At 64.7% G+C, this 25,036-nt stretch carries 20 protein-coding genes; 14 read left to right on the forward strand and 6 right to left on the reverse strand.

All coding sequences use genetic code 11. The features are described from left to right. Window positions 1-123 precede the first annotated feature (123 nt). On the forward strand, window positions 124-1,854 hold the full coding sequence (locus HMPREF3088_RS03960) for a VanW family protein (protein WP_070758537.1): 1,731 nt from the start codon (window positions 124-126) through the stop codon (window positions 1,852-1,854). Window positions 1,855-1,940: 86 nt separating this feature from the next. Here the strand turns inward: HMPREF3088_RS03960 and HMPREF3088_RS03965 are convergent, their stop codons facing one another. Further along, on the reverse strand, window positions 1,941-2,429 hold the full coding sequence (locus HMPREF3088_RS03965) for a carboxymuconolactone decarboxylase family protein (protein ID WP_070758538.1): 489 nt from the start codon (window positions 2,427-2,429) through the stop codon (window positions 1,941-1,943). A 176-nt stretch (window positions 2,430-2,605) separates the two neighbouring features. Further along, the gene (gene aceA / locus HMPREF3088_RS03970; RefSeq protein WP_070758539.1) at window positions 2,606-3,898 is read right to left on the reverse strand and encodes an isocitrate lyase; all 1,293 of its coding nucleotides are present in this window, start codon (window positions 3,896-3,898) and stop codon (window positions 2,606-2,608) included. Between the two features lie 465 nt (window positions 3,899-4,363). Here aceA and HMPREF3088_RS03975 point away from each other — a divergent pair, with 465 nt between their 5' ends. The 10 genes from HMPREF3088_RS03975 to deoC all read left to right on the forward strand — a co-directional run bounded on the left by HMPREF3088_RS03975 (window position 4,364) and on the right by deoC (window position 17,280). Continuing rightward, a complete protein-coding gene (locus HMPREF3088_RS03975) occupies window positions 4,364-6,568 on the forward strand; it encodes a malate synthase G (protein ID WP_070758540.1) in 2,205 nt (734 codons plus the stop codon). 220 nt (window positions 6,569-6,788) lie between these two features. Continuing rightward, window positions 6,789-7,622, forward strand: coding sequence for an HAD family hydrolase (locus tag HMPREF3088_RS03980; RefSeq protein WP_246818038.1), 834 nt, complete (start codon window positions 6,789-6,791; stop codon window positions 7,620-7,622). A gap of 173 nt (window positions 7,623-7,795) precedes the next feature. Next, window positions 7,796-10,357, forward strand: a complete 2,562-nt coding sequence (locus HMPREF3088_RS03985; RefSeq protein ID WP_070758541.1) for a glycoside hydrolase family 65 protein — start codon at window positions 7,796-7,798, stop codon at window positions 10,355-10,357. A 236-nt stretch (window positions 10,358-10,593) separates the two neighbouring features. Continuing rightward, window positions 10,594-11,379, forward strand: coding sequence for a succinate dehydrogenase cytochrome b subunit (locus tag HMPREF3088_RS03990; protein WP_012359467.1), 786 nt, complete (start codon window positions 10,594-10,596; stop codon window positions 11,377-11,379). Window positions 11,380-11,409: 30 nt separating this feature from the next. Continuing rightward, a complete protein-coding gene (locus HMPREF3088_RS03995; protein WP_070758542.1) occupies window positions 11,410-13,443 on the forward strand; it encodes a fumarate reductase/succinate dehydrogenase flavoprotein subunit in 2,034 nt (677 codons plus the stop codon). Further along, window positions 13,443-14,192: a succinate dehydrogenase/fumarate reductase iron-sulfur subunit gene (locus tag HMPREF3088_RS04000; protein ID WP_012359469.1), complete on the forward strand. Its 750-nt coding sequence runs from the start codon at window positions 13,443-13,445 to the stop codon at window positions 14,190-14,192. The genes HMPREF3088_RS03995 and HMPREF3088_RS04000 overlap by 1 nt, the downstream gene beginning before the upstream one ends. Before the next feature lie 45 nt (window positions 14,193-14,237). Then, window positions 14,238-14,552 carry a hypothetical protein gene (locus HMPREF3088_RS04005; protein WP_070758543.1) on the forward strand — a complete coding sequence of 105 codons (315 nt, stop codon included), beginning with the start codon at window positions 14,238-14,240 and terminating at the stop codon, window positions 14,550-14,552. Window positions 14,553-14,859: 307 nt separating this feature from the next. Further along, window positions 14,860-16,185 carry a DUF445 domain-containing protein gene (locus HMPREF3088_RS04010; RefSeq protein WP_070758544.1) on the forward strand — a complete coding sequence of 442 codons (1,326 nt, stop codon included), beginning with the start codon at window positions 14,860-14,862 and terminating at the stop codon, window positions 16,183-16,185. A gap of 61 nt (window positions 16,186-16,246) precedes the next feature. Beyond that, the gene (locus HMPREF3088_RS04015; protein WP_070758545.1) at window positions 16,247-16,567 is read left to right on the forward strand and encodes a DUF2516 family protein; all 321 of its coding nucleotides are present in this window, start codon (window positions 16,247-16,249) and stop codon (window positions 16,565-16,567) included. 65 nt (window positions 16,568-16,632) lie between these two features. Then, window positions 16,633-17,280 carry a deoxyribose-phosphate aldolase gene (gene deoC, locus HMPREF3088_RS04020; RefSeq protein ID WP_246818042.1) on the forward strand — a complete coding sequence of 216 codons (648 nt, stop codon included), beginning with the start codon at window positions 16,633-16,635 and terminating at the stop codon, window positions 17,278-17,280. A gap of 18 nt (window positions 17,281-17,298) precedes the next feature. Here the strand turns inward: deoC and HMPREF3088_RS04025 are convergent, their stop codons facing one another. The 3 genes from HMPREF3088_RS04025 to HMPREF3088_RS04035 are packed head-to-tail and all read right to left on the reverse strand — an operon-like array spanning window position 17,299 to window position 19,682. Beyond that, on the reverse strand, window positions 17,299-18,291 hold the full coding sequence (locus HMPREF3088_RS04025; protein WP_070758547.1) for an LmeA family phospholipid-binding protein: 993 nt from the start codon (window positions 18,289-18,291) through the stop codon (window positions 17,299-17,301). A 44-nt stretch (window positions 18,292-18,335) separates the two neighbouring features. After that, window positions 18,336-19,175, reverse strand: a complete 840-nt coding sequence (locus HMPREF3088_RS04030) for a methylase (RefSeq protein ID WP_070758548.1) — start codon at window positions 19,173-19,175, stop codon at window positions 18,336-18,338. A 6-nt stretch (window positions 19,176-19,181) separates the two neighbouring features. Beyond that, the gene (locus HMPREF3088_RS04035) at window positions 19,182-19,682 is read right to left on the reverse strand and encodes a DUF2505 domain-containing protein (protein ID WP_070758549.1); all 501 of its coding nucleotides are present in this window, start codon (window positions 19,680-19,682) and stop codon (window positions 19,182-19,184) included. Between the two features lie 23 nt (window positions 19,683-19,705). Between HMPREF3088_RS04035 and HMPREF3088_RS04040 the strand changes: the two genes are divergently transcribed. Then, on the forward strand, window positions 19,706-20,953 hold the full coding sequence (locus tag HMPREF3088_RS04040; protein ID WP_070758550.1) for a UDP-N-acetylmuramate dehydrogenase: 1,248 nt from the start codon (window positions 19,706-19,708) through the stop codon (window positions 20,951-20,953). A 158-nt stretch (window positions 20,954-21,111) separates the two neighbouring features. On the opposite strand, the gene HMPREF3088_RS04045 is transcribed toward HMPREF3088_RS04040, so the two are convergent. Beyond that, the gene (locus HMPREF3088_RS04045) at window positions 21,112-22,893 is read right to left on the reverse strand and encodes a long-chain-fatty-acid--CoA ligase (RefSeq protein ID WP_070758551.1); all 1,782 of its coding nucleotides are present in this window, start codon (window positions 22,891-22,893) and stop codon (window positions 21,112-21,114) included. A gap of 173 nt (window positions 22,894-23,066) precedes the next feature. Here HMPREF3088_RS04045 and mshA point away from each other — a divergent pair, with 173 nt between their 5' ends. Together mshA and HMPREF3088_RS04055 are read left to right on the forward strand one after the other, a co-directional pair. Continuing rightward, window positions 23,067-24,341 carry a D-inositol-3-phosphate glycosyltransferase gene (gene mshA / locus HMPREF3088_RS04050; RefSeq protein WP_012359479.1) on the forward strand — a complete coding sequence of 425 codons (1,275 nt, stop codon included), beginning with the start codon at window positions 23,067-23,069 and terminating at the stop codon, window positions 24,339-24,341. Between the two features lie 44 nt (window positions 24,342-24,385). After that, entirely contained in the window at window positions 24,386-24,985 is a 600-nt protein-coding gene (locus tag HMPREF3088_RS04055) for a type III secretion system chaperone family protein (RefSeq protein WP_012359480.1), read from the forward strand. Window positions 24,986-25,036: the final 51 nt, after the last annotated feature.

Consider the following 25,036-nt stretch of genomic DNA (forward strand, 5'->3'; position numbering starts at 1 on the left):
AAAGTTCCTAGAAACGCTGGTCGGCCTATAGACTGTGCCTTATTGCTGGGCGCGGGCATCTTCACACGCTGGATGGAACCGCGCCTTGCCTTTTCAGGAATCGAACTAGGAAGGTGCGCCGTCATGGCGGCAGCTGCGAAAAAGAAGACTGTAAAGCCGCGCCACAAGCGCCGCCGCTGGCCCCTGTTTGTCTGGGGACTCCTTGTTCTCCTCGGCCTCGGCGGGGTCCTCTACGGAGTGGACTACGCTATGAGCGAGGGCAAGGTGCCCCGCGGCGTGACCGTGGGTGGGGTGGACATCGGCGGGCTGCCGAAGGACCAGGCGGAACAGCGCCTCGTCAACAACCTCGGCGACGTCGTGCGCCAGCCGGTCACCGTCAACGCGGGTAACATGTCCAGCATCGTCGACCCGCGCGACTCCGGCCTGCAGGTCGACTGGTCCAAGACCGTCGACCAGGCTGGGCAGCAGCCGCTGAACCCGATCACTCGCATCCGCAGCTTCTTCCAGACCCGCGAGGTCGGCATCGTCTCCCAGTTCCACGAGGGACCACTCGCGACGACCCTGCGACGCGTCACCGATGAGCTCACTCGCGAGCCAGAGAACGCGCACGTCTCCATCACGGAGAAGGGCAAGCCGAAGGTTGTCGCCGATAAGCCGGGGCAGACCGTCAACCGAGACCTGGTCGACGCGCGGATCCGGGAACACTGGCTGAACAAGGACCGCACCGTGCACGTTGACGCGGACGTCGTGGAGTCCAACATCCCGAAGTCCGCGGCGGAAGAGATGGTGGAGAAGGTCATCAAGCCGGCTACCAGCAGCGACGTCGTCTTCAAGGGAAGGGATAACGTGGACGGCACCCTGCGGGCGGAGGACATGGCGCACGTCGTCAGCTTCAACGAGAAACCAGGCAAGGAACCGGGCGACGGCACCTTCGAGCCGGTGTACTCCACTGAGGCGGCGAAGAAGATCCTGCAGCCGCAGCTCGCGGAGACCGAGGTGGAGTTCCGCAATGCGGGCTTCAACTTCAAGGGCCGCGACATTGAGGTCATCCCGCACCAGGACGGCGTGGAGATCGAGTGGGACAAGACCCTGGGCGACCTGAACAAGAAGGTGCTGGATACAAAGCACCGCGAGCACAAGGTCTTCTACGAGGACAAGAAGGCCGAGTACACGACCGAGGAAGCCGAGAAGGCCCACTTCGACGACGTGGTCAGTAGCTTCACCACCCACGGCTTCAGCGCCTCCTCTGGTGTGAATATCCGCCGTGTCGCGGAGATGGTCGACGGGGCTATCGTCCTGCCGGGTGAGACCTTCAGCCTGAACGGCCACACCGGCCCACGCGGCAAGGAGCAGGGCTTCGTGGAGTCCGGCATCATCATTGACGGCCAGGCCGGCGAGGCCGTGGGCGGCGGCATTTCCCAGTTCGCCACCACGCTGTACAACGCCTCCTACTTCGCGGGCATGGAGGACGTGGCTCACACGCCGCACTCCTACTACATCTCCCGCTACCCGGCCGGCCGCGAGGCCACGGTCTTCGAGGGCGCGATCGACCTGCAGTTCAAGAACCCGTTCGACACCCCGGTGCTGATCGAGGCATCGGCGGGCTCGGATAGCGTGACCGTGCGGATGCGCGGCGTGAAGCAGGTTGAGGTGGATTCCATCGCGGGCTCCCGCACCAACCCCACGAAGCCGGAGGTCCGCAAGGGCAAGGGCGATAAGTGCATCCCGTCGGGTGGCGCGCCGGGATTCACGGTCACGGACACTCGCGTGATTAAGGACCTGCGCGGCAAGGAGATCAAGCGCGAGACGCAGACCACGGTCTACGATCCGCAGCCGATCGTGCGCTGCAGCTAGCAGCGAGAAAAAGTGATGGGCGCCCCGGGGTGGGGCGCCCATTTCTTATTGCACGGTTGGGTTCGCCGTTGTGCGAGGGGCACGCCTTAGGAGTAATTGGCCTCGTGGGGCGGGTGGCCGCTGGCGATGGAGACGCGGTTGAAGGCGTTGATCGTGATGATCGCCCACTCTAGGGCGGTGAACTTCTCCTCATCCAGGGTGCGTAGCGCCCGGTTCTGGACGTCCACCAGCTCCGGGCCGCTGATTGTTCCGGTGGTGCTGCGGCCGATGGTCAACGCCTCGGCGAGCTCGAGGGCGATGCGTTCTTCCTCGGTGTAGATCTCGGCGTCCTGCCAGCTGGGCAGGAGGTCTAGTTTGAGCTCGGATACACCCGCGCGCCGGGCGGCGGGGACGTGCACACTCAGGCAGGCGGGGCAGCCGTTGAGCTGGGAGACGCGCACGTTGACCAGCTCGGTGAGTGCGCGGCTGAGGCCCGCTGCGCGTTCTGCACGTCGGACGTGGCGGGTCACGCCTGCGAGTGCCTTATAAGTCTCGGGGTGGGTCTTGTCGAGGAACGGGCGTTCGGCGGGGCTCATGGCTTCCCTTCGGGGTCGAGCTGGGTGTTTGGGCTTCGTAATGGCGGAGGCTAGCGGAAAACACGAAGCCGGGTGGGAAGCCACAGTGATGTGGTTCCCACCCGGCTGGGTGGTGCTAGCGCGCGACCGTTGTTGTGGTGCGTGGTGGCCGGTGCGCTAGGCGGTCAGTTCCTTAATTAGAACTGGCCCTCCTCGGTGGAGCCCTTCAGAGCGGTGGTGGAGGAGTTCGGGTCGACGGTGGTTGCGATGGCGTCGAAGTAGCCTGCACCGACCTCGCGCTGGTGCTTGACGGCGGTGAAGCCGCGCTCCTCGGCAGCCTTGAACTCGCGGTTCTGCAGGTCGACGAATGCGGTCATCTGCTCGCGAGCGTAGCCGTAAGCCAGGTCGAACATGGAGTAGTTCAGGGCGTGGAAGCCAGCCAGGGTGATGAACTGGAACTTGAAGCCCATTGCGCCCAGCTCGTTCTGGAACTTGGCGATCTCGTCTGCCTCGAGGTGTGCGGACCAGTTGAAGGACGGGGAGCAGTTGTAGGCCAGCAGCTGGTCTGGGTACTCCTCGCGGACTGCCTCGGCGAACTTCTTAGCCAGCTCGAGGTCCGGGGTGCCGGTCTCCATCCAGATGAGGTCAGCGTACGGAGCGTATGCCTTCGCACGAGCGATGCATGGCTCGATGCCGTTCTGGACGTTGTAGAAGCCCTCAGCGGTACGGCCACCGGTCAGGAACGGCTTGTCGCGGTCATCGACGTCGGAGGTCAGCAGGGTTGCAGCCTCGGCGTCGGTACGTGCGACGACCAGGGTCGGGGTGTTAGCAACGTCAGCTGCCAGACGAGCAGCGTTCAGGGTACGAACGTGCTGCTGGGTCGGGATCAGGACCTTGCCGCCCAGGTGGCCACACTTCTTCTCGGAAGCGAGCTGGTCCTCCCAGTGGGAGCCAGCGGCGCCAGCCTTGATCATGGCCTTCTGCAGCTCGTAGACGTTCAGAGCGCCACCGAAGCCGGCCTCACCGTCAGCGACGATCGGGACGAGCCAGTTCTCGACGGAGTCGTCGCCCTCGACGCGAGCGATCTCGTCGGCACGCATCAGAGCGTTGTTGATGCGCTGAACAACGTTCGGCACGGAGTTTGCCGGGTACAGGGACTGGTCCGGGTAGGTGTGGCCAGAGAGGTTGGCGTCACCTGCGACCTGCCAACCGGAGAGGTAGACAGCCTTCAGGCCAGCGCGGACCTGCTGGACAGCCTGGTTACCGGTCAGTGCGCCCAGAGCGTTGATGTAGGAGTCGTCGCCCTTGTTGACGGCCTCCCAGAGGATCTCAGCGCCGCGGCGTGCGAGGGTGTGCTCCTCGAGGACGTTGCCCTGGAGCTCTGCAACCTGCTCAGCGGTGTAGTCACGCTTGACCTGTGCCCAGCGCGGGTTCTCGTCCCAGTCCTTCTGGATTTCAGCTGCGGTACGTGGAGTTCCGACAGTCGACATGTGATGTCACTCCCTTTGTTGGTGGAGAATTGTGCCTAACAGTACGAACCTCTGAGGCCGTACGACGCTCAAGTCGGGCCGATAATCCCGGTGTAAAACCTGGTTGAAGGGCTCGACCTTGTGTGTCACAGGCCACTCTACCAAAGCATTCCTGCACGTCAACGGGGTGCGAGCGAGTGAATTGTGTGGGGGTACTCGCCCTTTTTGCAAAGTTTGCAAAGTTCGATCTGTTCAGATTTTTCCCGTTGTGGTGTGATTTGTCTCTCGTGCAGGGGTGATGCGGGGCGTTGAGATCTTTCATCCGGGGGTAACTCGGGATATTGTTCAACGAAAAATTTTGCTTTTCGCCAGCGAACGGGGGTAGTCGCTGTTCGCTCGTGGGCCGGTTTGCCTCTTTCGTGATCGAGGTCACCTAATGTGGGAGGGGTACTACACATGGGAAACCGCAACATAAAGGAGTCGAATATGGCCCAGACTCAGCAGACCGAACGCGTCAGCGCTGGTGGCCTCCAGGTCGCCAAGGTTCTCTATGACTTCGTGAATAACGAGGTTCTTCCGAAGGCTGGTAAGTCCGGCGAGGATAACCAGAAGAAGTTCTGGGATGGCTTCGGCGAGATCGTCGAGAAGTTCACCCCGCGCAACAAGGAGCTGCTGGCCAAGCGCGATGAGCTGCAGGCCAAGCTCGACCAGTGGTACACCGACCACAAGGGCGCTCAGGATCCGAAGGAATACGAAGCATTCCTCCGCGAGATCGGTTACCTGGTCGACGAGCCAGGCGAGTTCGAGATCGCGACCCAGAACATCGATAGCGAGATCGCAGAGACCGCCGGCCCGCAGCTGGTCGTCCCGATTCTCAACGCCCGCTTCGCCCTGAATGCGGCGAACGCTCGCTGGGGCTCCCTGTACGATGCCCTCTACGGCACCGATGCCATCTCCGAGGAGAACGGCCAGGAGAAGGGCAGCAGCTATAACAAGGTCCGTGGCGACAAGGTCATCGAGTGGGGTCGTGAGTTCCTGGACCGCGTCATCCCGCTGGAGTCCGGCTCCCACAAGGACGTCACCAAGTACGCCGTCGAGTCCGGCCAGCTGACCGCCACCATCGACGGCAACGATGTGCACCTGCGCAACCCGGAGGTCTACGCGGGCTACGCCGGCGAGGAGTCCAACCCGTCCGGCATCCTGGTCCGCAACAACGGCCTGTACTTCGAGATCCAGATCGATCCGGAGTCCCCGATCGGCAAGACCGACAAGGCTGGCGTGAAGGACATCCTCATGGAGTCAGCCATCACCACCATCATGGACTTCGAGGACTCCGTCGCAGCCGTCGACGCCACCGACAAGACCCTGGGCTACCGCAACTGGCTCGGCCTGAACGTCGGCGACCTCTCCGAGGAAGTCGAGAAGAACGGCAAGACCTTCTCCCGTACCCTCAACGAGGACCGCTACTACACCGACAAAGACGGCTCCGAGCTGCGCCTGCAGGGCCGCTCTCTGCTGTTCGTCCGTAACGTCGGCCACCTGATGCAGAACCCGGCGATCCTGGATGCCAATGGTGAGGAGATCTTCGAGGGCATCATGGATGCCGTTATTACTTCGGCTGCTGCGATCCCGGGTCTGGATGAGAACAACCCGCTGCGTAACTCCCGTACCGGCTCCATCTACATCGTGAAGCCGAAGCAGCACGGCCCGGAGGAGGTTGCCTTCACCAACGAGCTGTTCGCAGCCGTGGAGGACCTGCTGGACCTGCCTCGCTTCACCCTGAAGGTCGGTGTGATGGATGAGGAGCGTCGCACCACCGCCAACCTGGATGCCTGCATCGCCGAGGTTAAGGAGCGCCTGGCATTCATTAACACCGGCTTCCTGGACCGCACCGGTGATGAGATCCACACCTCGATGCTGGCCGGCCCGATGGTTCGCAAGGCGGAGCTGCAGACCGCGCCGTGGAAGATCGCTTATGAGGACAACAATGTCGACGCTGGCCTGGAGCATGGTCTGCCGGGCAAGGCGCAGATCGGTAAGGGCATGTGGGCCAAGACCGACCTGATGGCGGATATGTTGGCCCAGAAGATTGGTCAGCCGAAGGAGGGTGCATCCACCGCGTGGGTTCCGTCCCCGACTGGTGCGACGCTGCACGCGACCCACTACCACGAGGTGGATGTCTTCCAGGTGCAGGACAAGCTGCGCACCGAGGGTCGTCGCGAGACCTTGGGCGACATCCTGACCCTGCCGGTGGCGGAGTCCGCTGATTGGTCTGCTGAGGAGATCGCCGAGGAGATCGACAATAACTCCCAGTCCATCCTGGGCTATGTGGTCCGCTGGGTGGAGCAGGGTGTTGGTTGCTCCAAGATTCCGGATATCCACGACATTGATCTGATGGAGGACCGCGCGACCTGCCGCATTAACTCCCAGCACCTGGCTAATTGGCTGAAGCACGGTGTGGTGACCGAGGAGCAGGTTCTGGACTCGCTGCAGCGCATGGCTGCGAAGGTTGACCAGCAGAACGCTGGGGATGCTGCCTACCGCAACATGGCGCCGGACTTCGACGAGTCTGTGGCTTTCCAGGCTGCTAAGGACCTGGTGTTTAAGGGGCTGGAGCAGCCGGCTGGTTACACCGAGCCGATCCTGCACGCACGTCGTTTGGAGTTCAAGGCTAAGAACGGCATCGCCTAACACGGCTGCCGACTCTCGCCAGCGCTCTTGAGCGGGGCGGTGAGTAGGTCAACGGGGCGGACACACCACAACGGTGTGCCCGCCCCGTTTTTCATTGAAGGGATGGGGGCGAGGTGATCGGGGTGAGGGGGTGGCGGCGCTGGGGTTGGCCGGTGGAGGTGCCAAGAGCGAGAAGGCGGTCCCGGCCACAAGCCGCAGTGGGAAACGTACTATCGGCAGCATGAACCCTGGGAACGTGAACAAGCGACAGCCCGAGACGTCGACAAGCGGGCAGGGGAGCGGCAGCGCAGGCGCAGACCTGCCCGACCTGTGCCTGCCCGATCTGTGGCAGTACGGCGCGATCCTCTTCGACCTCGACGGCGTAATCACCCCCACCGCCGACCTCCACCGCGAGGCCTGGGCCCACATGTTCACCGAGTACTTCCGCGAACTCGGCGCCGGTGGGCAGAGCGTGGCCGAATACACCGACCAGGACTACTACGACTACCTCGACGGCAGACCACGAACCGAGGGCATCGCCGCGCTGCTGCACTCCCGCGGGATCGACCTACCCGCCGGTAGCGAGGAGGATACGGCGGCCGAGAACACCGTCTACGGGCTGGGCGAACGTAAGAACGCCGAGTTCCTCCGACTGCTGGGCCAGGGCATCGCGGCCTACCCAGGCAGTGTCCAGCTCCTCGACAGCCTGGCTGCGCCGAAGGGGGGCGCGACCCCGCCCCGGCTGGCGATCGTCTCCTCCTCCAAGAATGCGCGCCCCGTGCTCGAGGCGGCGGCCCTGCTCGACCGCTTCGAGCTGGTCGTGGACGGCCTGGTCGGCGCGGAACTCGAGCTGCCCGGCAAGCCCGCCCCAGATACCTACCTGCACGCGGCCACGTGGTTGGGTGTTCCCGCCGAGAAGGCCGTGGTGGTGGAGGACGCTCTCAGCGGGGTGGCCTCCGGGCGTAACGGCAAGTTCGGCCTCGTCGTGGGGGTGGACCGGGGAGCAGGCGACCAGGAACTGCTCGACGCCGGGGCGGACACCGTGGTCGCCGACCTCGCGGACTTCGTGGGCTAGCCCCGCGATAGCGCCACAGCGCTTGCTGCACTGCCTTTTGCGGCCGCACAAAAGAGCCGCCGTGCAACCGCACGAGCCAGCAACGTGACAACCCGAGCCCGCGATTCGGGGTAGTGCAACCCGCCCGCTAGACTGTGCGCGGCTCAGAAGAAAACCTCAACATGTGGGACACAATGACCTCAGCTTCTCAAACCGGAAACGCACAGCTCCAAGCCTTCCTCGCCGCCAAGCGCAACGGTGGCGCACAGGGGCCGAACCGGCCGATCGACGGTGCGGACTTGGCCACCGAGGGCTACCGGGCGGACCGCCACCACCACGGCGTCGACCCATTGGAGCTGATCGACCGCGATAATAACCCCGTCTGGGAGTGGGGCTGGGCGGAAACCAAACCCAACCGCACCGACCTGGGTGTCGCCGAGGCGCTCTTTGCGCAGTCCAACGGCTACCTCGGCATGCGCGGCAACCCGCCGGAGGGCCGCGATTCCGCCGTCCACGGCACCTATATCAATGGTGTCTACGAGAACTGGAAGATCACCCACGCCGAGGACGCCTACGGCCTGGCCCGCGATGGGCAGTCCATCATCGACGTCCCGGACGCGAAGGCAATGCGCCTGTACATCGACGACGAGCCGTTGCGCCTCGGCAACGCGGATATCAGTGAGTACAGCCGCACCCTCGACTTCCGCGACGGCGTGCTGCGGCGCAGCATGATCTGGCGCACCCCCGGCGGCAAGCGTGTGCGCGTGACCACCGAGCGCATGGTCAGCTTCCAGGAACGTCACCTCGCGATCATGGCGCTCGAAGTGGAGCTGCTGGATTCGGACGCCGCCGTCGTCGTCTCCTCCCAGCTGCTCAACCGCCAGGACGGCGAGGGCGAGTTCCCGGATAACAACGGCCCCGTCGCCGTCCAGGATGGGGAGCTGGACCCGCGGAAGGGCTCCACCTTCGACGAGCGCGTCCTGATCCCGAAGTACCAGTCCCAGCCCGAACCGGAGCGCGCGACCCTGGGCTACCAGGTCAACCACTCCGGAATGACGGTCGCCGCTTCCATGGACCACGAGCTGCGTGTGGACAATCCGGCGACCGCGGACTCCGGCGACGTCGAGGTCACAACGGAGGTCGCGGAGGACGTCGCCAGCGTCGTCTACCACATCAACGGCGCGAAGGGCTGCCACCTGCGTCTGGAGAAGTTCGTTAGCTACCACTCCTCCCGCCACGTGGCACCGAAGGAGCTGGCCTTCCGCTGCGACCGTACGATCAACCGGGCGAAGCAGGTGGGCTACAGCAGCTTGGTGGAAAATCAGCGCGAGTGGCTGGGCGCATTCTGGGAGCGCTCGGACGTGCGCATCGGTGGCCAGCCAGAGCTGCAGCAGGCGGCCCGCTGGTGCATCTTCCAGCTGATCCAGGCCTCCGCGCGGGCCGAGACCACCGGTGTTCCCGCCAAGGGACTGACCGGTGCCGGCTACGGCGGGCACTACTTCTGGGACACGGAGATCTACGTGATGCCGTTCCTCAGCTACACGAACTCGAATTACGCCCGCAATGCGCTGCGCTTCCGCTACGAGATGCTGCCCTCCGCGCACGAGCGTGCCCTGGAGCTTTCCCACGACGGCGTGCTCTTCCCGTGGCGCACGATTAACGGGCACGAGTCCTCCGCGTACTACGCCGCGGGCACGGCGCAGTATCATATCGACGCGGACGTGGCCTTCGCGCTGATGAAGTACTTCTACGCCACCGGGGATAAGGAATTCCTCATGCGTGAGGGCGTGGAGATCTTGCTGGGTACGGCCCGGTTCTGGGTATCCATCGGCTTCTTTAACTCCGCGCAGGATCGCTTTGAGATCCACGCGGTCACCGGCCCGGATGAGTACACCACGGTGGTGAATAACAACCTCTACACCAACGTGATGGCGCAATATAACCTGCGCATGGCTGCGAAGGTGCTCAAGACGATGCGCGCCGAGCGGCCGGATGACTACGCGGACCTGGCTGCTCAGCACAAGCTCAACGATGCCGAGCTGGACCGCTGGGAGCTGGCCGCAGAGCAGATGTACATCCCCTTCAACGAGGAGCTGGGGATCAATCCGCAGGATGATTTCTTCCTCAACCGCCAGATCTGGGACTTGGACGACCCGAACGGTGAGCCGAAGCGCCCCCTGCTGCTGCACTATCACCCGCTGACGATTTACCGCTATCAGATCCTGAAGCAGGCGGACGTGGTGCTGGCTCTGTTCCTGCAGGGGAAGCGATTCTCCCAGGAGGTCAAGCGGGCTGACTATGATTACTACGACCTGTTGACGACGGGGGACTCCACCCTGTCGGCGGTGGTGCAGTCCATCATGGCCGCGGAGCTTGGTTATGCGGATAAGGCGTTGGAGTTCTTCCACCGCGGGCTGTTTGTGGACCTGGCGGATATGCATGGCAATACCGCTGACGGCGTGCATATCGCCTCCTGCGGTGGGGTGTGGACTGCGCTGACCTATGGCTTCGGTGGTCTGCGCGATCACGAGGGGGAGTTCACCATTGATCCCCGCTTGCCAGAGGGCTGGGAGCACCTCAGCTACAACGTCACCATTCGGGATGTCCAGGTTCGCGTGACGGTTCGCCCGGGTGAGGTGGAGCTGGTTTCCGTTCGGGGGAAGGACGCCGGCGTGGTCACGGTGCTGGGTCAGGAGGTTCGGATCACCGGTGAGTCGCAGGTTGTCGTGGGGGAGACGGTTCTCGCGGCCGGCTAGGTGCGGATTTTTCCATTCTTCTCCCCGCCCCGGTGACCTCGATGCCACCGGGGCGGGGAGTTTTGTGGCTGTTGCGACTGGTGTGATTTGAGGGTATTTACGCAACGAAGTTGTTGCGCAATAGGTGCGCTTCCTGTGATTTTGCCCTAAATAGGGTGTAAAAGCCCAGGGTGGACCATGACAGTTAGTGACCAAGGTCTCCAAGCTCGTAGAGTTATTACGACACTGGAGGTGCCATGACTGTAAAGAATGACGAAAACCGGGACGCCCTTGTCCACGGGAAAATAACGACGAAAGCCCTGCGCGAAAAGCCGGGCATCCCAACCTGGGTTATGAAGCTGACGATGGCCATCACTGGCATCATCTTCGGCCTGTTTGTTCTGGTCCACATGCTCGGAAACCTGAAGGTATACACCGGCGCTGAGGGCTTCAATACTTACGCGGACTTCCTCCGCGAGGTCGGTTCGCCGATCCTGCCTGAGGGCGGCCTGCTGTGGATCTTCCGCATCGTGCTGCTCGTGGCAATCGTGCTGCACGTGTGGTTTGCGTTCGCACTGATCGGCCGCAGCCACCAGTCCCGCGGCCGCTTCCGCCGTAAGGGCATGGTCAGCAACTGGAATACCTTCTCTGCACGCACCATGCCGGTCACCGGTATCGTGCTGCTGCTGTTCATCATCTTCCACATCCTGGACCTGACCCTGGGTGTCCAGCCGGCTGCATCCAGCGAGTTCACCGAGGCTGTTGACGGCAACCACGCCGCCTACCAGAACCTCGTGGCCTCCTTCGAGCGCCCGGCAGTGGCGATCATCTACATCGTCGCGATGTTCATCCTGTTCGCCCACCTGTCTCACGGCATCTGGACCGCATCCTCGGACCTGGGTATCACCGGCCACCGCTGGCGCCAGGTGATCCTGTGGATCTCCTACCTGGTCCCGGCCCTGATCCTCATCGGCAATATCTCTATCCCACTGGCTGTGCTGTTCGGGGGCATTGAGCAAGTGCCATTCGTCCCAGGCGTTTAAGCTCGCGAGTCTGTTAAGGAGTAAACGGCTATGAGCGATGTTATTAATCACCCGCACAACCAAACTGCGGATTTCAACTACGACGAGGCAGTCGCAGCTTTCACCGCGCCTGAGTCCTCCGTCGACGGCGTGACCGTCGGCAAGGTTCTGAAGGACAACGCCCCGCACGAGGTCGGCCAGGATCAGCAGTGGACCTACGCCAAGGACCACTTCGGCCTGGTGTCCCCGCTGAACCGCAACAAGTTCCGCGTCCTGATCGTCGGTACCGGCCTGGCCGGTGGCGCTGCCGCTGCAGCCCTCGGCGAGCTGGGCTACGACGTGAAGGTCTTCACGTACCACGATTCCCCACGCCGCGCGCACTCCATTGCTGCGCAGGGTGGTGTGAACTCCTCCCGCGGTAAGAAGCTGGATAACGACTCGACCTACCTCCACACCAAGGACACGGTCAAGGGTGGCGACTACCGCTGCCGCGAGAACGACTGCTGGCGCCTGGCCATGGAGTCCCCGAAGGTCATCGACCACATGAACGCCATCGGCGCACCGTTCTCCCGCGAGTACGGCGGCACCCTGGCAACCCGTTCCTTCGGTGGCGTGCAGGTTTCCCGCACCTACTACACCCGTGGTCAAACGGGTCAGCAGCTGCAGCTGGCGACGACCTCCGCGCTGTACCGCCAGATCGGCGCCGGCAACGTGGAGATCTTCACCCACGCAGACATGCAGGACGTCATCGTCGAGGACGGCGTCTGTAAGGGTGTCGTGATGCGCAACCTGATCACCGGTGAGCTGACCGCTCACACCGGCCACGCAACCGTGCTGGCCACCGGTGGTTACGGCAACGTGTACCACATGTCCACCCTGGCGAAGAACTCCAACGTTTCCGCCATCATGCGCGCCTACGACCAGGGTGCCTACATGGCGTCCCCGTCCTTCGTGCAGTTCCACCCGACCGGCCTGCCGGTCAACTCGGACTGGCAGTCCAAGACCATCCTGATGTCCGAGTCCCTGCGTAACGACGGCCGCATCTGGACCCCGAAGAAGAAGGACGACGACCGCGACCCGAACAACATTCCGGACGACGAGCGCGACTACTTCCTGGAGCGTCGTTACCCGGCATTCGGCAACCTGGTCCCGCGAGACATCGCGTCCCGCGCGAACGCCCAGCAGATCAACGCTGGCTACGGCGTTGGCCCGAAGAAGAACTCCGTCTACCTGGACCTGGGTGACGCCATCAAGCGCCTCGGAAAGGACACCATCCGCGAGCGCTACGGCAACCTGATTCAGATGTACGAGGAGGCCATCGGTGAGTCCGCGTACGAGACCCCGATGCGCATCGCCCCGACCTGCCACTACACCATGGGTGGCCTGTGGACCGACTTCCACGAGATGACCTCCATTCCTGGGCTCTTCTGCTCCGGCGAGGCTTCCTGGATGTACCACGGTGCAAACCGACTGGGCGCTAACTCCCTGCTCTCCTCCTCCGTCGAGGGCTGGTTCACCCTGCCGTTCACGATCCCGAACTACCTGGCACCGCTGCTGGGCGAGGAGGTCTCGGCTGAGGACTCCCCGGCCGCACAGGAGGCCCTGGAACGCTCTCAGAAGCGCATCGACCGGATCATGAACATCCGTGGCGAGGAGCCACACGGCGCGGCCCACTACCACCGTCAGCTCGGTGAGATCCTGTACTTCTCCTGTGGCGTGTCCCGCAACGTCGAGGACATGAAGGACGGCATCGAGAAGATCCGCGCACTGCGCAAGGAATTCTGGGCCAACGTCCACGTCCCGGGCGAGGCCAACGAGATGAACCAGGAGCTGGAGTACGCACTGCGCGTGGCCGACTACCTGGATCTCGGCGAGCTCATGTGCGTCGACGCACTGGACCGCGACGAGTCCTGCGGTGCCCACTACCGCGATGACCACCTCTCCGAGGACGGTGAGGCCGAGCGTGACGATGACAACTGGTGCTTCGTCTCCGCTTGGGAGTCGAACGGCGATGAGAAGTTCATCCGCCACTCCGAGCCGCTGTACTTCGATCGAATCCCGCTGATGACAAGGAATTACAAGTAATGAAGCTGAATCTTGAAATTTGGCGTCAGGCGGGCCCGAACGCCGAAGGCCACTTCGAGTCCGTCAAGGTTGACGACGCCGCAGAACAGATGTCCATCCTGGAGCTGCTGGACCACGTCAACACCATGTACGTCGAGGCTGGCAAGGAGCCCTTCGCCTTCGCCTCTGACTGCCGCGAGGGTATCTGTGGTACCTGTGGCCTGATGGTGAACGACCGTCCGCACGGCCCAGACCAGAACAAGCCTGCCTGCCAGCAGCGCCTGGTTTCCTTCAACGATGGCGACACCATCAAGCTCGAGCCGCTGCGCTCCGCTGCCTACCCGGTCATCAAGGACATGGTCGTCGACCGTTCCGCACTGGACCGCGTCATGGAGAAGGGCGGCTTCGTCTCCGTCCAGGCTGGTACCGCACCGGACGCCGACGACCTGCTGGTCAACCACTCCGACGCGGAGAAGGCTCTGGACCACGCGGCCTGCATCGGCTGCGGTGCCTGTGTCGCAGCGTGCCCGAACGGTGCTGCTCACCTGTTCACCGGCGCGAAGCTGGTTCACCTCACCCTGTCCCCGATGGGTCGCGAGGAGCGCGGCAAGCGCGCCCGCGCCATGGTCGACGAGGTGGAGACCAACTTCGGTCACTGCTCCCTGTACGGCGAGTGCGCGGACGTCTGCCCAGCTGGCATCCCGCTGACCGCCGTTGCCGCGATCACGAAGGAGCGCGCACGCGCTGCCTTCCGCGGTAAGGACGACTAGGTTAAGCTGTAGATACATACAGGTTTTCCGGAAAGTAGGAAAGAAATGGCTCTCGCTGAAAACCTCCACATGGAGCGTTACTACGAGGACGGCTTCGTCCCGTCGAGCTACGATGCGCCGCACTCTTCTCTGCACCGCTCTATCACCTGGGTCGCAATGGGCTCCATCCTGAGCTCCCTGGCCTTCTTCGGCATGGCGATCTACGGCCTGGCTGGTGCAGCCGGTAGCGACAATGCAACCGGGTTCGTTATCGCAGGTCTGATCGGTGCTGCGCTCTTCCTCTTCGGTGGCTTCGCCATGGTCCACATCGGCCGTGCGAACTACCGCGAGTACGTCAAGCGCAGTGGTCGCATCCACTAGAACTTGGCTAGCGAGCGCGTAATGAACGCGCAGGGCACGCACCTCCAACGCAGCCCGCAAAGCTAGTACTTGAGGCCACCCCGGTCCCCGTCATTAAGGACGGCGACCGGGGTGGCCTTTTTTGCATGCCGTTCCCGGTCATGCCGCGGAGCACGAGACCTGGCCAGTGCATCGACCCCGGGGAAGATGCGGGTGAGATTAGGCAGCTCGTTCTCCGCACCGGGGGCAGTCAATCGGAGTGGGGGTGTGGCGCGTGTCGGCCGGGGCGAGGGGACCGCCGAAGGCCCAAAGCTGCGATACTGGTGGGGTGAGCCATCGCAGCATTGATAACCCCGCCCCAGCAAGCAGCAGCCTGCCAGTGCCCGGCCCCTCCCCGGAGTCCGAGGCCCAGCGGCGCCACGACCTGCGCAAGCACAAGGACATCGCCTCGGGTCTGCTGATCTTCGCGGCGATCGTCTTCGCAATCTGCCGCATCGTGGATCACGGCGGCAATGCCCCGGCCTGGGTCGGCTACGTCCAGGCCGCCGCCGAGGCCGGCATGGTGGGTGGCATCGCGGACTGGTTCGCCGTCACCGCACTCTTCCGCCACCCACTGGGCCTGCCGATCCCGCACACCGCGATCATCAAACGGAAGAAGGACCAGGTCGGCCACTCGCTGTCGGAGTTCGTCGGCGAGAACTTCCTCAACGCCACCCTGATCTCCGAGAAGCTGCGCGCCGCTCACCTGCCTACACGGGCAGCCAAGTGGGTTGTGGAATCCGAGGGGGACCAGGTCATCAGCCGGGAGATCGGCAAGCTGATCCGGCTGACGGTCAACGGGGTGAACGCCCAGGAGGTCGAGGCCGTCCTACGCGTGATGGTCATCGACCGCCTCCGCGAACCACAGTGGGGTCCACCGACGGGGCGCGGCCTACAGCAGCTCATCGACGAAGGGCGCACCGAGCCACTGGTGGACGCGGCCGTCATCTGGATGGACGATAAGGCCCGCGAGTCGGAGGACTTCATCGTCAACCTCATCGACGAGCGCACCCCGCGCTGGGCGCCCCGCTTCGTTCGCGAGCTCGTCGGCGACCGCGTCTACCGCGAGGTCGTGGACTTCACCGCTGCGGTGCGGGCCAACCCGAACCACGAGGCCCGCCAGCAGTTCCGCAGCTTCATCGCGGGTCTGGCCCGCGACCTTCAGCACGACCCGGTGATGATCCAACGCATGGAGAACATCAAGGAAGACATCCTCAACTCCGGGCCCATCACCGCCCTCCCGGCGACCTTGTGGGAGAACACCCGGCACGTGCTCGCAGAGCAGGCCGAGGACCCAGACTCCATGCTGCGCACCCGCATCGCGGCCTGGGTCACCGAATTCGCCAACCGGGTGCTCGCGGAACCACAGCTGCGAGAAAACCTCGAAGACCGGCTGGTGGGGGCGGCGTCCTACCTGGCGGAGAACTACGCGGGCGAGGTCACCAGCATCATCGGCGAGACCGTGGAGCGGTGGGATGCTGAGGAGGCCAGTGACCGCATCGAGCTGATGGTGGGTAAGGACCTGCAGTTCATCCGCGTCAACGGCACCGTCGTGGGCTCCCTGGCGGGGTTGGCTATCTACTCGCTGGCGCAGCTGATCGGCTGGCTCTTCTAGCGGCAGGGTCCGTGGCCTGCCGCTCCCGCTACGTGTCCGGGGAGTGCATTAGGATGAGGCCATGATGAATCCCGCACTACTCATCGGCTTCAAGGTGGCTGGCTACCTGTATTTGTCCCTGTCCGTGATCGTTCTGATCCTGGGGGTTGCTGCCGCTGCCCAGGTGGCAATGACCCGCGATGACGCCTTCGATGTCATCAACCGCAAGAAGCAGAACTGGCTGCTGCTCGGGGGTGGTGCGGCGCTGACGGGCCTGTTCGGCATCTTCGGCGGCGGTGCCTTCCCGCTGTGGATCATCGGTGCGGTGATCGTCGGTATCTACTGGCAGGACGTCCGCCCGGCGATCCGCGACGTCCTCGATAACGCCTCTGGGGCGTGGTAGCCGTGGCTGCTTCCCAGAACTCTTCCGGGCCGGTGGTCCCGAGCCGCGAGTCGGTCGCCCAGATTATGGACGCCACCCTGCTGGCCACCGACGCCAGCCGCGAGGACGTGCGGGCGCTGCTCCGCGAGGCCCAGGAACTTGGCTGTGGCGCGGTGTGTGTATCCCCGTCCATGCTGCCGATCTCGGGGGATTACCCCGGGCTGCGGGTGGCCACGGTGGCGGGATTCCCCTCCGGCAAGCACCAGAGCCTCATCAAGGCCACCGAGGCCCGCTTTTCGGTGGAGCAGGGCGCCGATGAGGTGGACATGGTGATCGACGTGGCCAATGCTCTGGCCGCCGACGAGAATGCCATGCTCTCGGAGATCATGGCCGTGCGCGAGGCGATACCAGCACCGGCGGTGCTGAAGGTGATCCTGGAGTCCGCGGTGCTTTCCGAGGAGCAGCTGCGCGCGGCGGTGCGTTCGGCCGTCCGGGCTGGGGCGGATTTCGTGAAGACCTCCACCGGATTCCACCCGGCGGGTGGCGCCAGCGTCGAGGCCGTGCGGATTATGGCCGATGAGCTGGATCGGATGGGCAAGCGCGGTCAGGTGGGGATCAAGGCCTCCGGCGGCATCCGTACCTGGGAGCAGGCCGTGGCCATGATCGAGGCGGGGGCGACCCGCCTGGGGGTATCCGCTGCGCGCGCCATCCTCGAGGGCGCTCCGCAGCAGTAGCCGGGGCTTGGTAGGGGCTTAGGCCGCAGCCCGGTTGAAGATCTCGCCGCCGGAGCCCACGGCTCCCGGGCGGTCCTCCCCGGCCGGGGTATCGTCCCCAGCGCCGTCGTTGCTGCGACCCCCGCGCGGGCTGTCCTGCCCGCCCTGCTGGGGCTGGCCCGCCTCGTTCAGGGAGTTCTGTAGCTCGTCGATGTGGACGTCCGTGCCGTGCAGGGAGATCTGCAGGCCCCGGTTGGTGACGCGCACGTCCCGGGCCTCCAGGCCGCCCGGCGTGTTCTGGTCCACGGAATCCTCGACCGCGCCGCCGAGTGTCTCGGCGAGGACATCCGGCAGCTCCTGGCCGAAGACCTTCACTGCCGAGACCTCCATCGTCAGCTGGCCCTGCTCGATCTTCGGGCTCATCACGATGCTGGCCAGCCCACCGCTGAACTGCACCTCGAGGGTCTGATCCTTGGGGTTCGGCACAACGTCATTGACCTGCAGAAGCTGACTCATCAGGTCATCGCCCGACTGACCGGACTGGTTGGCGATCATCTCCGCCTTCATGACCTCCTTCGGCAGCTCCGCGTCGACGGTCAGCTCCCCGAAGATCATGTCCTCCGGGTTCTCCCCCATCGAGAGCTTCTTGCCGGTGATATGGGTGCGCGGCATGCCGGTGATGACCGGGCGGCTGGGGTCGTTGTCCTCATAGGAGACGTCGATGCTGGAGGGGACCTCCACCTCCAGGTGGGGCAGCGAGCCCTGCACCAGCCCAAAGAGAACAGGGGTGGTGCCCAACGAGACCTTCGGGTCCTCGGCCATGCGCGAATCCGAGGCCTCGGTCATGGCGTTGGTGATCTCATGCTTGATGTACCAGCGCGCGCCGAACTCGGCGATCAGCGCGAGCAAGAGCACGATGACCACGATGATGGCCAGGATCTTCGGCGCCTTCGACTTCTTCTCCGGCGCCTGCTGGGCCGGGTAGCCGGAGAATTGGGGCTGCTGCTGGGGATAGTAATTTTGAGAGCTCACCCAACATAGTGTTCCGCAAAGCCGGCGAGATTTCTATAGAACGTCTAGAGCCGGATGTCGCTGACGAGCTCCCACGGGACGGTGAGCAGGTTGTCCTGCATTCGCCGCCGCGGGTTGAGCTTCGCAACCCCGGCAGGGAGCTGGCCCAGAAGGTCCTCCCGGGCGAAGCGCCAGCGCACCCGAGGGCCGTAGGGTGCATAGCCCGCCGCCCGGTCCCAGGCCGCATCCGCAGCCTGCAGCAGCGCGAAGACCTTGTGGCCCTCGGTGTTCTCGTGGATCAGGGCCTTCGGCAACCGCTCCGCCACATCCGAAGGCTTGTCCACATCGGCCGGGTCCCAGGCCAGCGTCAGCGTGCGCGGCCCGGACTCGTCCAGGAGCACCCAGGCCGCCCGCCGTCCGATCTCATCGCACGTTCCCTCGATGATCTGCCCGCCGGGGTTAAGCCCCGCGATCATCATCCGCCAGGCTGCCAGGACCTCGGAGACGTCGTACTGGCGCAGCACGTTGAAGGCCCGCACCAACTCGGCGCGGTGGCCCGCCAACTCGAAGCCGCCCAGGGCGAACTCCACGCCATCGCGGGGCGGCAGCACCCGGGAGGGCTCGATCTCGAGCCCCAGCACGCGCACCTCAGGGTTTACCCGGCGCAGCCACCCCGCCCATTCCACCGTGGTGGTGTGAGAAGCCCCGTAGCCCACATCCACGGCAAGGGGGCGACGTCCTGATAAAGAAGCGGCATCGAAGGCAGCGCGCACCGCGGGGTGATGGGCGAGCCACCGATCGGCCTTGCGCAGCCGGTTGAAGCCGGTCGTGCCACGGGTGGGTACGCCAACGGGCCCGTCCTGCGACCAGGAACGGGCCCGTAGATTGTGGGCGTGATCAGCCACGGAAGTTTAGGCGTTCTCCTTCAGATACTTCTCGATCAGGGAGGACTCGTGGGCGATGAACTGCTCGACCCACTCCATGATCTTCGGCTCCAGCATGGAACCCATCATGGGGATCTTAACGTCCACCGCGGACTTGGCGCTCAGGGAGGTCGCGTCACCGGCGTCCTGCAGCACCAGGTCGGCGTTGAACTTCACCGGCAGACCCGAGACCTCGGCGGTGACGGTCCCGGTCGCGCTGCCGCCCTCGACCGGTCCCAGGGTGACGGTGCGGGCCAGCTCCAGGGTGGCCGGGACCATCGCGCGGAAAGACTCCGGGACGGCATCAATCGGCAGCTTCTCGGCCAGCTCAACCTTGACGTTCGGGCCGCCGGTGAAGTTGCGGACCTCGCCGGGCTCGTCGCCGATGTTCTTCGCCTCGTACTCCCAGTACTCCTGGCTGGATAGCGCGGCGTGGACCTCGGCGAGCGGGAAGCCGATGCTGTGGGTGTTCTCACTGTTAGTCGTCATGGCTACAGGCTACCGTTAGAGGGGTGACACAAAAGCAGAATCACGCCAATACTTTTCCGGCCGCAACTACCGGCCTCGCCGCCCCGCCGAGCCTCGACGAAGTGGCCGCCGCCGTCGCCCCCACCGGGGCGGCCGTGGATCGCCGCCCGCTCGCGGAACTGACGACGCTGCGCATCGGCGGGCAGCCGGCCGCCGTGGTGGAATGCACCACCGCCGAGCAGCTGGCCGGTGTTCTGGAGATCGTCGATGCCGCGGGCTGGCGCGTGCTGGTCGTCGGTGGGGGATCGAACCTGCTGATCGGGGACGGGCCGGAGGTCTCCGAGCTGGTTGTGGTGCACGCCGCGGACGATCCGGAGGCTGCCATCAGCATCGATCCGGAGACGGGCGTGTGCTCGGCCTTCGCGGGAGTGGAGTGGGACCGCTTCGTCGCCGCGACCGTGGCTGCCGGCCTGGGCGGGCTGGAGTGCCTCAGCGGCATTCCGGGCTGCGTCGGCGCCACCCCGGTGCAAAACGTGGGCGCCTACGGGGCGGAGGTCTCCCAGGTGCTGCGCCGGGTACGCCTCTACGACCGCGCCCGCCGGGTCGCCGAGTGGGTGGCGCCCGAGAGCCTGGACCTGGCCTACCGCTACTCGAACCTGAAGTTCACCGACCGTGCGGCGGTGCTGGAGGTGGAGTTCCAACTGGACCCGGCGGGGCTCTCCCTGCCGCTGCGCTTCGGTGAGCTGGCCCGGCGCTTGGGCGTGGCCCGCCCGGCTGAGGGGGAACAGGCCGGTGAGATCCGCCGCCCGGCAGCAGAGGTTCGCGAGGCGGTGCTGGAGCTGCGCGCCGGCAAGGGCATGGTTCTCAACGCCGAGGATCACGACACCTGGTCCGCCGGTTCCTTCTTCACGAACCCGGTCGTCGCCGGGGAGGCGGCGCGGGATGCGGTGGTCGCCGCCGTGCGCGAGCGCGTGGGTGAGTCGGAGGCCGAGGCCATGCCACTGTTCTCCGTCGGCACGCCGGAGAATCCGGAGTTCAAGTTCTCCGCAGCCTGGCTCATCGAGCGGGCGGGCTTCCACAAGGGCTGGCAGGTGCCGGGCCGGGAGCGCGCCGGGCTGTCCACCAAGCACACCCTGGCGCTGACCAACCGGGGTGGGGCGAGTAGCGAGGACCTGGTGGCGCTGGCCACCGCGGTGCGCGACGGGGTCTTCGAGGCCTTCGGCGTGGAGCTGGTGCCCGAGCCGGTGTGGATCGGGGCGGAGCTGCCGCAGGTCAACAGCGCAACTGACTAGGCACTAAAAGAACAACGCCCTTGGCGCGAGCTTCGCGACCCCCAAAGCTGGGGTCAGTCTCGGCCTAGGGCGTTGTGCGTGTTCGGTATCGCCGGGCGAGTACCTGAGGCGGGTGAGTGCCCGTCTCAGGCATCGAACCCGGCGACCCGGGTGGAGGCTTAGCCCTCCTCGGCGACGATCTTTTCGACCAAGTCCTTGATCTCGCGGCGGCGGATCTTACCGATCAGGTCCGTCGGCAGCTCGTCGACGACGAAGAAACGACGTGGCACCTTGTAGCGGGTCATCTCGTGGCGTGCCCACTCCTTGACCTTCTCCTCCTCGAAGTCCTCCTTCTTGACGTGCTCGTCGAGCACCACGGCGGCGACGACCTCGTCGGAGCCGTCCTCCTTGGCCAGGCCCACCACGCCAGCCTTCGCAATCATCGGGTGATCCGCCAGGACTTCCTCGACCTCCGCCGGGTAGACGTTGAAGCCACCCGTGATGATCATCTCCTTGATGCGGGAGACGATGCGCAGGAAGCCATCCTCCTCCATGACGGCCATGTCACCGGTCTTGAACCAGTCCTCGAAGAACGGCTGCTCGTCATCGGCGACGTTGATATAGCCGCTGAACACCTGCGGACCACGGATCAACAGCTCGCCGGCCTCGCCGTCCGGCATGGTGCGGGAGAGATCCTCCGGATCAGCGACCCGAACCTCGGTGCTCGGGAACGGGATGCCGATATAGCCTGCACGCGCGTGCTCCGAAATAGGGTTCGCAGTGGCGATCGGGGAGGTCTCGGTCAGGCCGTAGCCCTCGATGATGGAGCCACCCGTGCGCCCCTGCCACTGGTGCGAGATGGACACCGGCAGTGGCGCCGCGCCGGAGAGCGCGTTCTTCACGCCGTTGATGTCCAGGTTGTGCTCCTCCGCAGCCTCCAGGATCTTGTCGTACAGCGTCGGCACGCCCGGCATGTACGTCGGAACCTGCTTCTTCATCTGATCCACGATCAGCGGGATCTCCGGCTTCGGCAGCAGGCAGAGCTTGCCGCCAGTCGCCACGCCGAGTGCTGCGGTCAGGGTCAGACCGAAGATGTGGAACATCGGCAGTGCGGCCAGGTAAATCTCCTGCTCGCCCTCGCCGAGCTCACCCACCCAGGCCAGACCCTGGGCCACGTTCGCCATGATGTTGCGGTGCGTCAGCATCGCGCCCTTCGGCTTGCCGGTGGTGCCGGAGGTAAAGAGGATGAAGGCCTCGTCATCCAGGCTGCGCTCCGGCACCGGACTGAGGTAGGCGCCGTCGCCGCCGATGGTGCCGTCGACCAGCTTCTGGAAAGGCACCGTGCCCGGTGCCGGGGAGTGCAGCTGTTCCCGCTTTTCCTTCAGGGGGGAGATCGGCAGCTTCAGTGCGAGCTGCTTGATCTTCGGCATCGCCTCGATCATGTTGACGGTGACGACGGTATGCAGCTGCGTGCGGTTGACCAGCTCCTCGCACAGCGGGGCGATCTTGTCCCAGGCGATGATGACCTTTGCGCCGTGGTCGATGAATGGTCCCTGCAGCTCGCGGGCGGTGTACAGCGGATTGTGTTCCACCACCGTCGCACCCAGGTATAGCACCGCGAAAATCGAGATCAGGTGCTGCGGGCAGTTCGGCAGGCAGATGGCGACGCGGTCGCCAGGGCGGACTCCGAGCGCCTTCAGTCCAGCGGCTACCTTACGGACCTGAACGTGCGCCTGGGCATAGGTCGTTGTGCCGCCGAAGAAATCGAGCATCACATCCTTGCCGTGCTCGTTGCTGGCCTTGATGAACATGTCCACCAAGGTGTCGCCGCTGAGTTCGATCTCCGCAGGAGTCCAGGAGTTGTAGTACTTCAGGTACGGCTTCTCCCGCCAAGCGCGGCCTTCAGGCTTCTTTCCTTCCTCGTTCGCCGCGGAAGAGTTGGGGGCGAGGGTTTCGGTCATGTCTTTATCCTCCTTGGGGTCCGAAACAAGGAATGTGATGCGGGTCTCACTAACGCTAGCTGCTCCGGGGACATTTGTGTGTGAAAACAAATAACTCGCAAGGAATACTAACGCCGGCGGGGAGGCGGCCTCAAAGGGGCTGGAGCGAGTGGGGGAACGTAGGATCGGAAAGCATGCGCATCGCGATGATCTCTATGCACACTTCTCCGCTGGAACAGGCGGGAACCGGCGACGCCGGCGGAATGAACGTCTACATCCGAAACACCGCCGAACAGCTGGCCAAACTGGGCTTAAGTGTGGACATCTTCACCCGCGCCACCCGGCCGCTGCAGGGGGAGGTCGTGGAACTCGGTGACGGGGTGCGGGTGATCAATTGCGTGGCCGGACCCTATGAGGGGCTGAGCAAGGAGGAGCTGCCGACTCAGCTGGCCGCGTTCACTGGCTCCGTGCTCGCCTTCACCCGGCAACACGGGCTGAGCTATGACCTCATCCACTCCCACTACTGGCTCTCTGGCCAGGTCGCGTGGCTGCTGCGAGACCTGTGGAATATTCGCTGGGTCCACACCCCGCACACGCTGGCCGCAGTGAAGAATAACTACCTCTCCGAGGGGGATCACCGGGAGCCGGAGTCCCGTCGCATCTGTGAGCAGCAGATCGTGGACAACGCCGACGTCCTCATCGTCAACACCGACGCCGAGGTCGCGGACGTCGAGGAGGGCTACGACTCCCATAAGGCCCGCATCGCGGTGGTCACCCCTGGCGCCGATATTGAAAAATTCACCCCCGGCACCGAACGCGCCACCGAGAATGCCCGCCGAGCTCTGGGAATCCCGCTCTCTGCGAAAGTGATCGGCTTCGTGGGGCGCCTCCAGCGACTCAAGGGGCCTCACGTGCTGCTGCAGGCCGCCGCGACCCTCATCGAGCGCTACCCGGATATGCCGATCCGCGTGCTGATCTGCGGCGGGCCGAGCGGTTCCGGGCTGGAGCGCCCGAAGTGCCTGGAGGAGCTCGCCGAGGAGCTGGGAATTTCGCGCGCGGTGCGCTTCTTGAAGCCCCGCCCGCCCGAGGAGCTCGTCTCGATCTACCAGGCCGCGGACGTGGTGGCGATGCCGAGCGCGAATGAATCCTTCGGTCTGGTCGCCCTGGAGGCGCAAGCCACCGGCACGCCCGTGGTCGCCACCCGCATCGGAGGGCTGCAGGCCGCGGTCGCGGAGGGGAAGTCTGGTCTGCTGGTCGACGGCCAGGATCCGCAAGCCTGGGCCGATGCGCTGGGCCAGCTGCTTTCCGACGACGACCAGCGCATCGCGATGGCGGAGTACGCGCCCCAGCACGCCGCCCGCTATAGCTGGGAGAATACGGCCAAACAGCTGGTGGAGCTCTACCGAAGCCTCCCGACGATGCCGGAGGAAGGTCCCGCGGAGCGTCACCCTGCGGGCAGCGCGAATTAATGCTCGGGCCTTCCGCGGCCCGGCTGCGGGGGTAGGTTGGGGGCATGAACCTCGAAAAGATCTCTGCGCTCTTAGATGAAGCCGACGTCGACTACGTCGAATCCGGCGGCAACCTGGTTGTCGTCCTCCCTGGGGAACGCAGGCTCAAGACCAACTGCCTCTTCATCCCGCAGGAGGGCATGTTCCGGGTCGAGGCCTTTGTGTGCCGCGCGGTGGAGGAGGCCCAGGAGGAGGTCTACCGGCTGCTGCTGCAGGCCAACCGCCGGACCTACGGGGTGCATTACACCCTCGATGGCAATAACGACATCTACTTGGTCGGGCAGTTCGGTGAATCCACCACTGCCGAGGATATCCAGCGGATCCTGGGGCAGGTGCTGGAGCGCGCGGATGGGGACTTCAACCGCATCCTGGAACGCGGCTTCGAATCCTCCATCCGCCACGAATGGGCCTGGCGGCTCTCCCGCGGCGAGCCGACCTTCAACCTGGGCGCCTTCCAGCGCCTGCGTCCCACCGACGAGGAGGTCGACCGGCTGGCACCCATGCCCGGCAAGTCCCCGCGCGAGGTCGTGGCTGAACAGGCTGCCGCCGCGCCAGCCGGGTCTGAGGAGGAAAGCAAGGAGACCACCGAGCAGGACGCTGAGTAGCCAGCCGCGCGTCGGGGCAGCGTGGGAGTGAGCCCCGCGAACGGGGTCACT

It is taken from the genome of Corynebacterium sp. HMSC22B11, assembly GCF_001815965.1.
In the GTDB taxonomy this organism is placed as follows: domain Bacteria; phylum Actinomycetota; class Actinomycetes; order Mycobacteriales; family Mycobacteriaceae; genus Corynebacterium.

Coding starts and splice junctions, on each gene's coding strand:
- HMPREF3088_RS03980 (WP_246818038.1), top strand. CDS start 6,789: ATGAACCCTGGGAACGTGAACAAGCGACAGCCCGAGACGTCGACAAGC.
- HMPREF3088_RS04045 (WP_070758551.1), bottom strand. CDS start 22,893: ATGACCGAAACCCTCGCCCCCAACTCTTCCGCGGCGAACGAGGAAGGA.
- HMPREF3088_RS04015 (WP_070758545.1), top strand. CDS start 16,247: ATGATGAATCCCGCACTACTCATCGGCTTCAAGGTGGCTGGCTACCTG.
- mshA (WP_012359479.1), top strand. CDS start 23,067: ATGCGCATCGCGATGATCTCTATGCACACTTCTCCGCTGGAACAGGCG.
- HMPREF3088_RS04055 (WP_012359480.1), top strand. CDS start 24,386: ATGAACCTCGAAAAGATCTCTGCGCTCTTAGATGAAGCCGACGTCGAC.
- deoC (WP_246818042.1), top strand. CDS start 16,633: ATGGACGCCACCCTGCTGGCCACCGACGCCAGCCGCGAGGACGTGCGG.
- HMPREF3088_RS04005 (WP_070758543.1), top strand. CDS start 14,238: ATGGCTCTCGCTGAAAACCTCCACATGGAGCGTTACTACGAGGACGGC.
- HMPREF3088_RS03995 (WP_070758542.1), top strand. CDS start 11,410: ATGAGCGATGTTATTAATCACCCGCACAACCAAACTGCGGATTTCAAC.
- HMPREF3088_RS03960 (WP_070758537.1), top strand. CDS start 124: ATGGCGGCAGCTGCGAAAAAGAAGACTGTAAAGCCGCGCCACAAGCGC.
- HMPREF3088_RS03985 (WP_070758541.1), top strand. CDS start 7,796: ATGACCTCAGCTTCTCAAACCGGAAACGCACAGCTCCAAGCCTTCCTC.
- aceA (WP_070758539.1), bottom strand. CDS start 3,898: ATGTCGACTGTCGGAACTCCACGTACCGCAGCTGAAATCCAGAAGGAC.
- HMPREF3088_RS03990 (WP_012359467.1), top strand. CDS start 10,594: ATGACTGTAAAGAATGACGAAAACCGGGACGCCCTTGTCCACGGGAAA.
- HMPREF3088_RS03965 (WP_070758538.1), bottom strand. CDS start 2,429: ATGAGCCCCGCCGAACGCCCGTTCCTCGACAAGACCCACCCCGAGACT.
- HMPREF3088_RS04000 (WP_012359469.1), top strand. CDS start 13,443: ATGAAGCTGAATCTTGAAATTTGGCGTCAGGCGGGCCCGAACGCCGAA.
- HMPREF3088_RS04035 (WP_070758549.1), bottom strand. CDS start 19,682: ATGACGACTAACAGTGAGAACACCCACAGCATCGGCTTCCCGCTCGCC.
- HMPREF3088_RS03975 (WP_070758540.1), top strand. CDS start 4,364: ATGGCCCAGACTCAGCAGACCGAACGCGTCAGCGCTGGTGGCCTCCAG.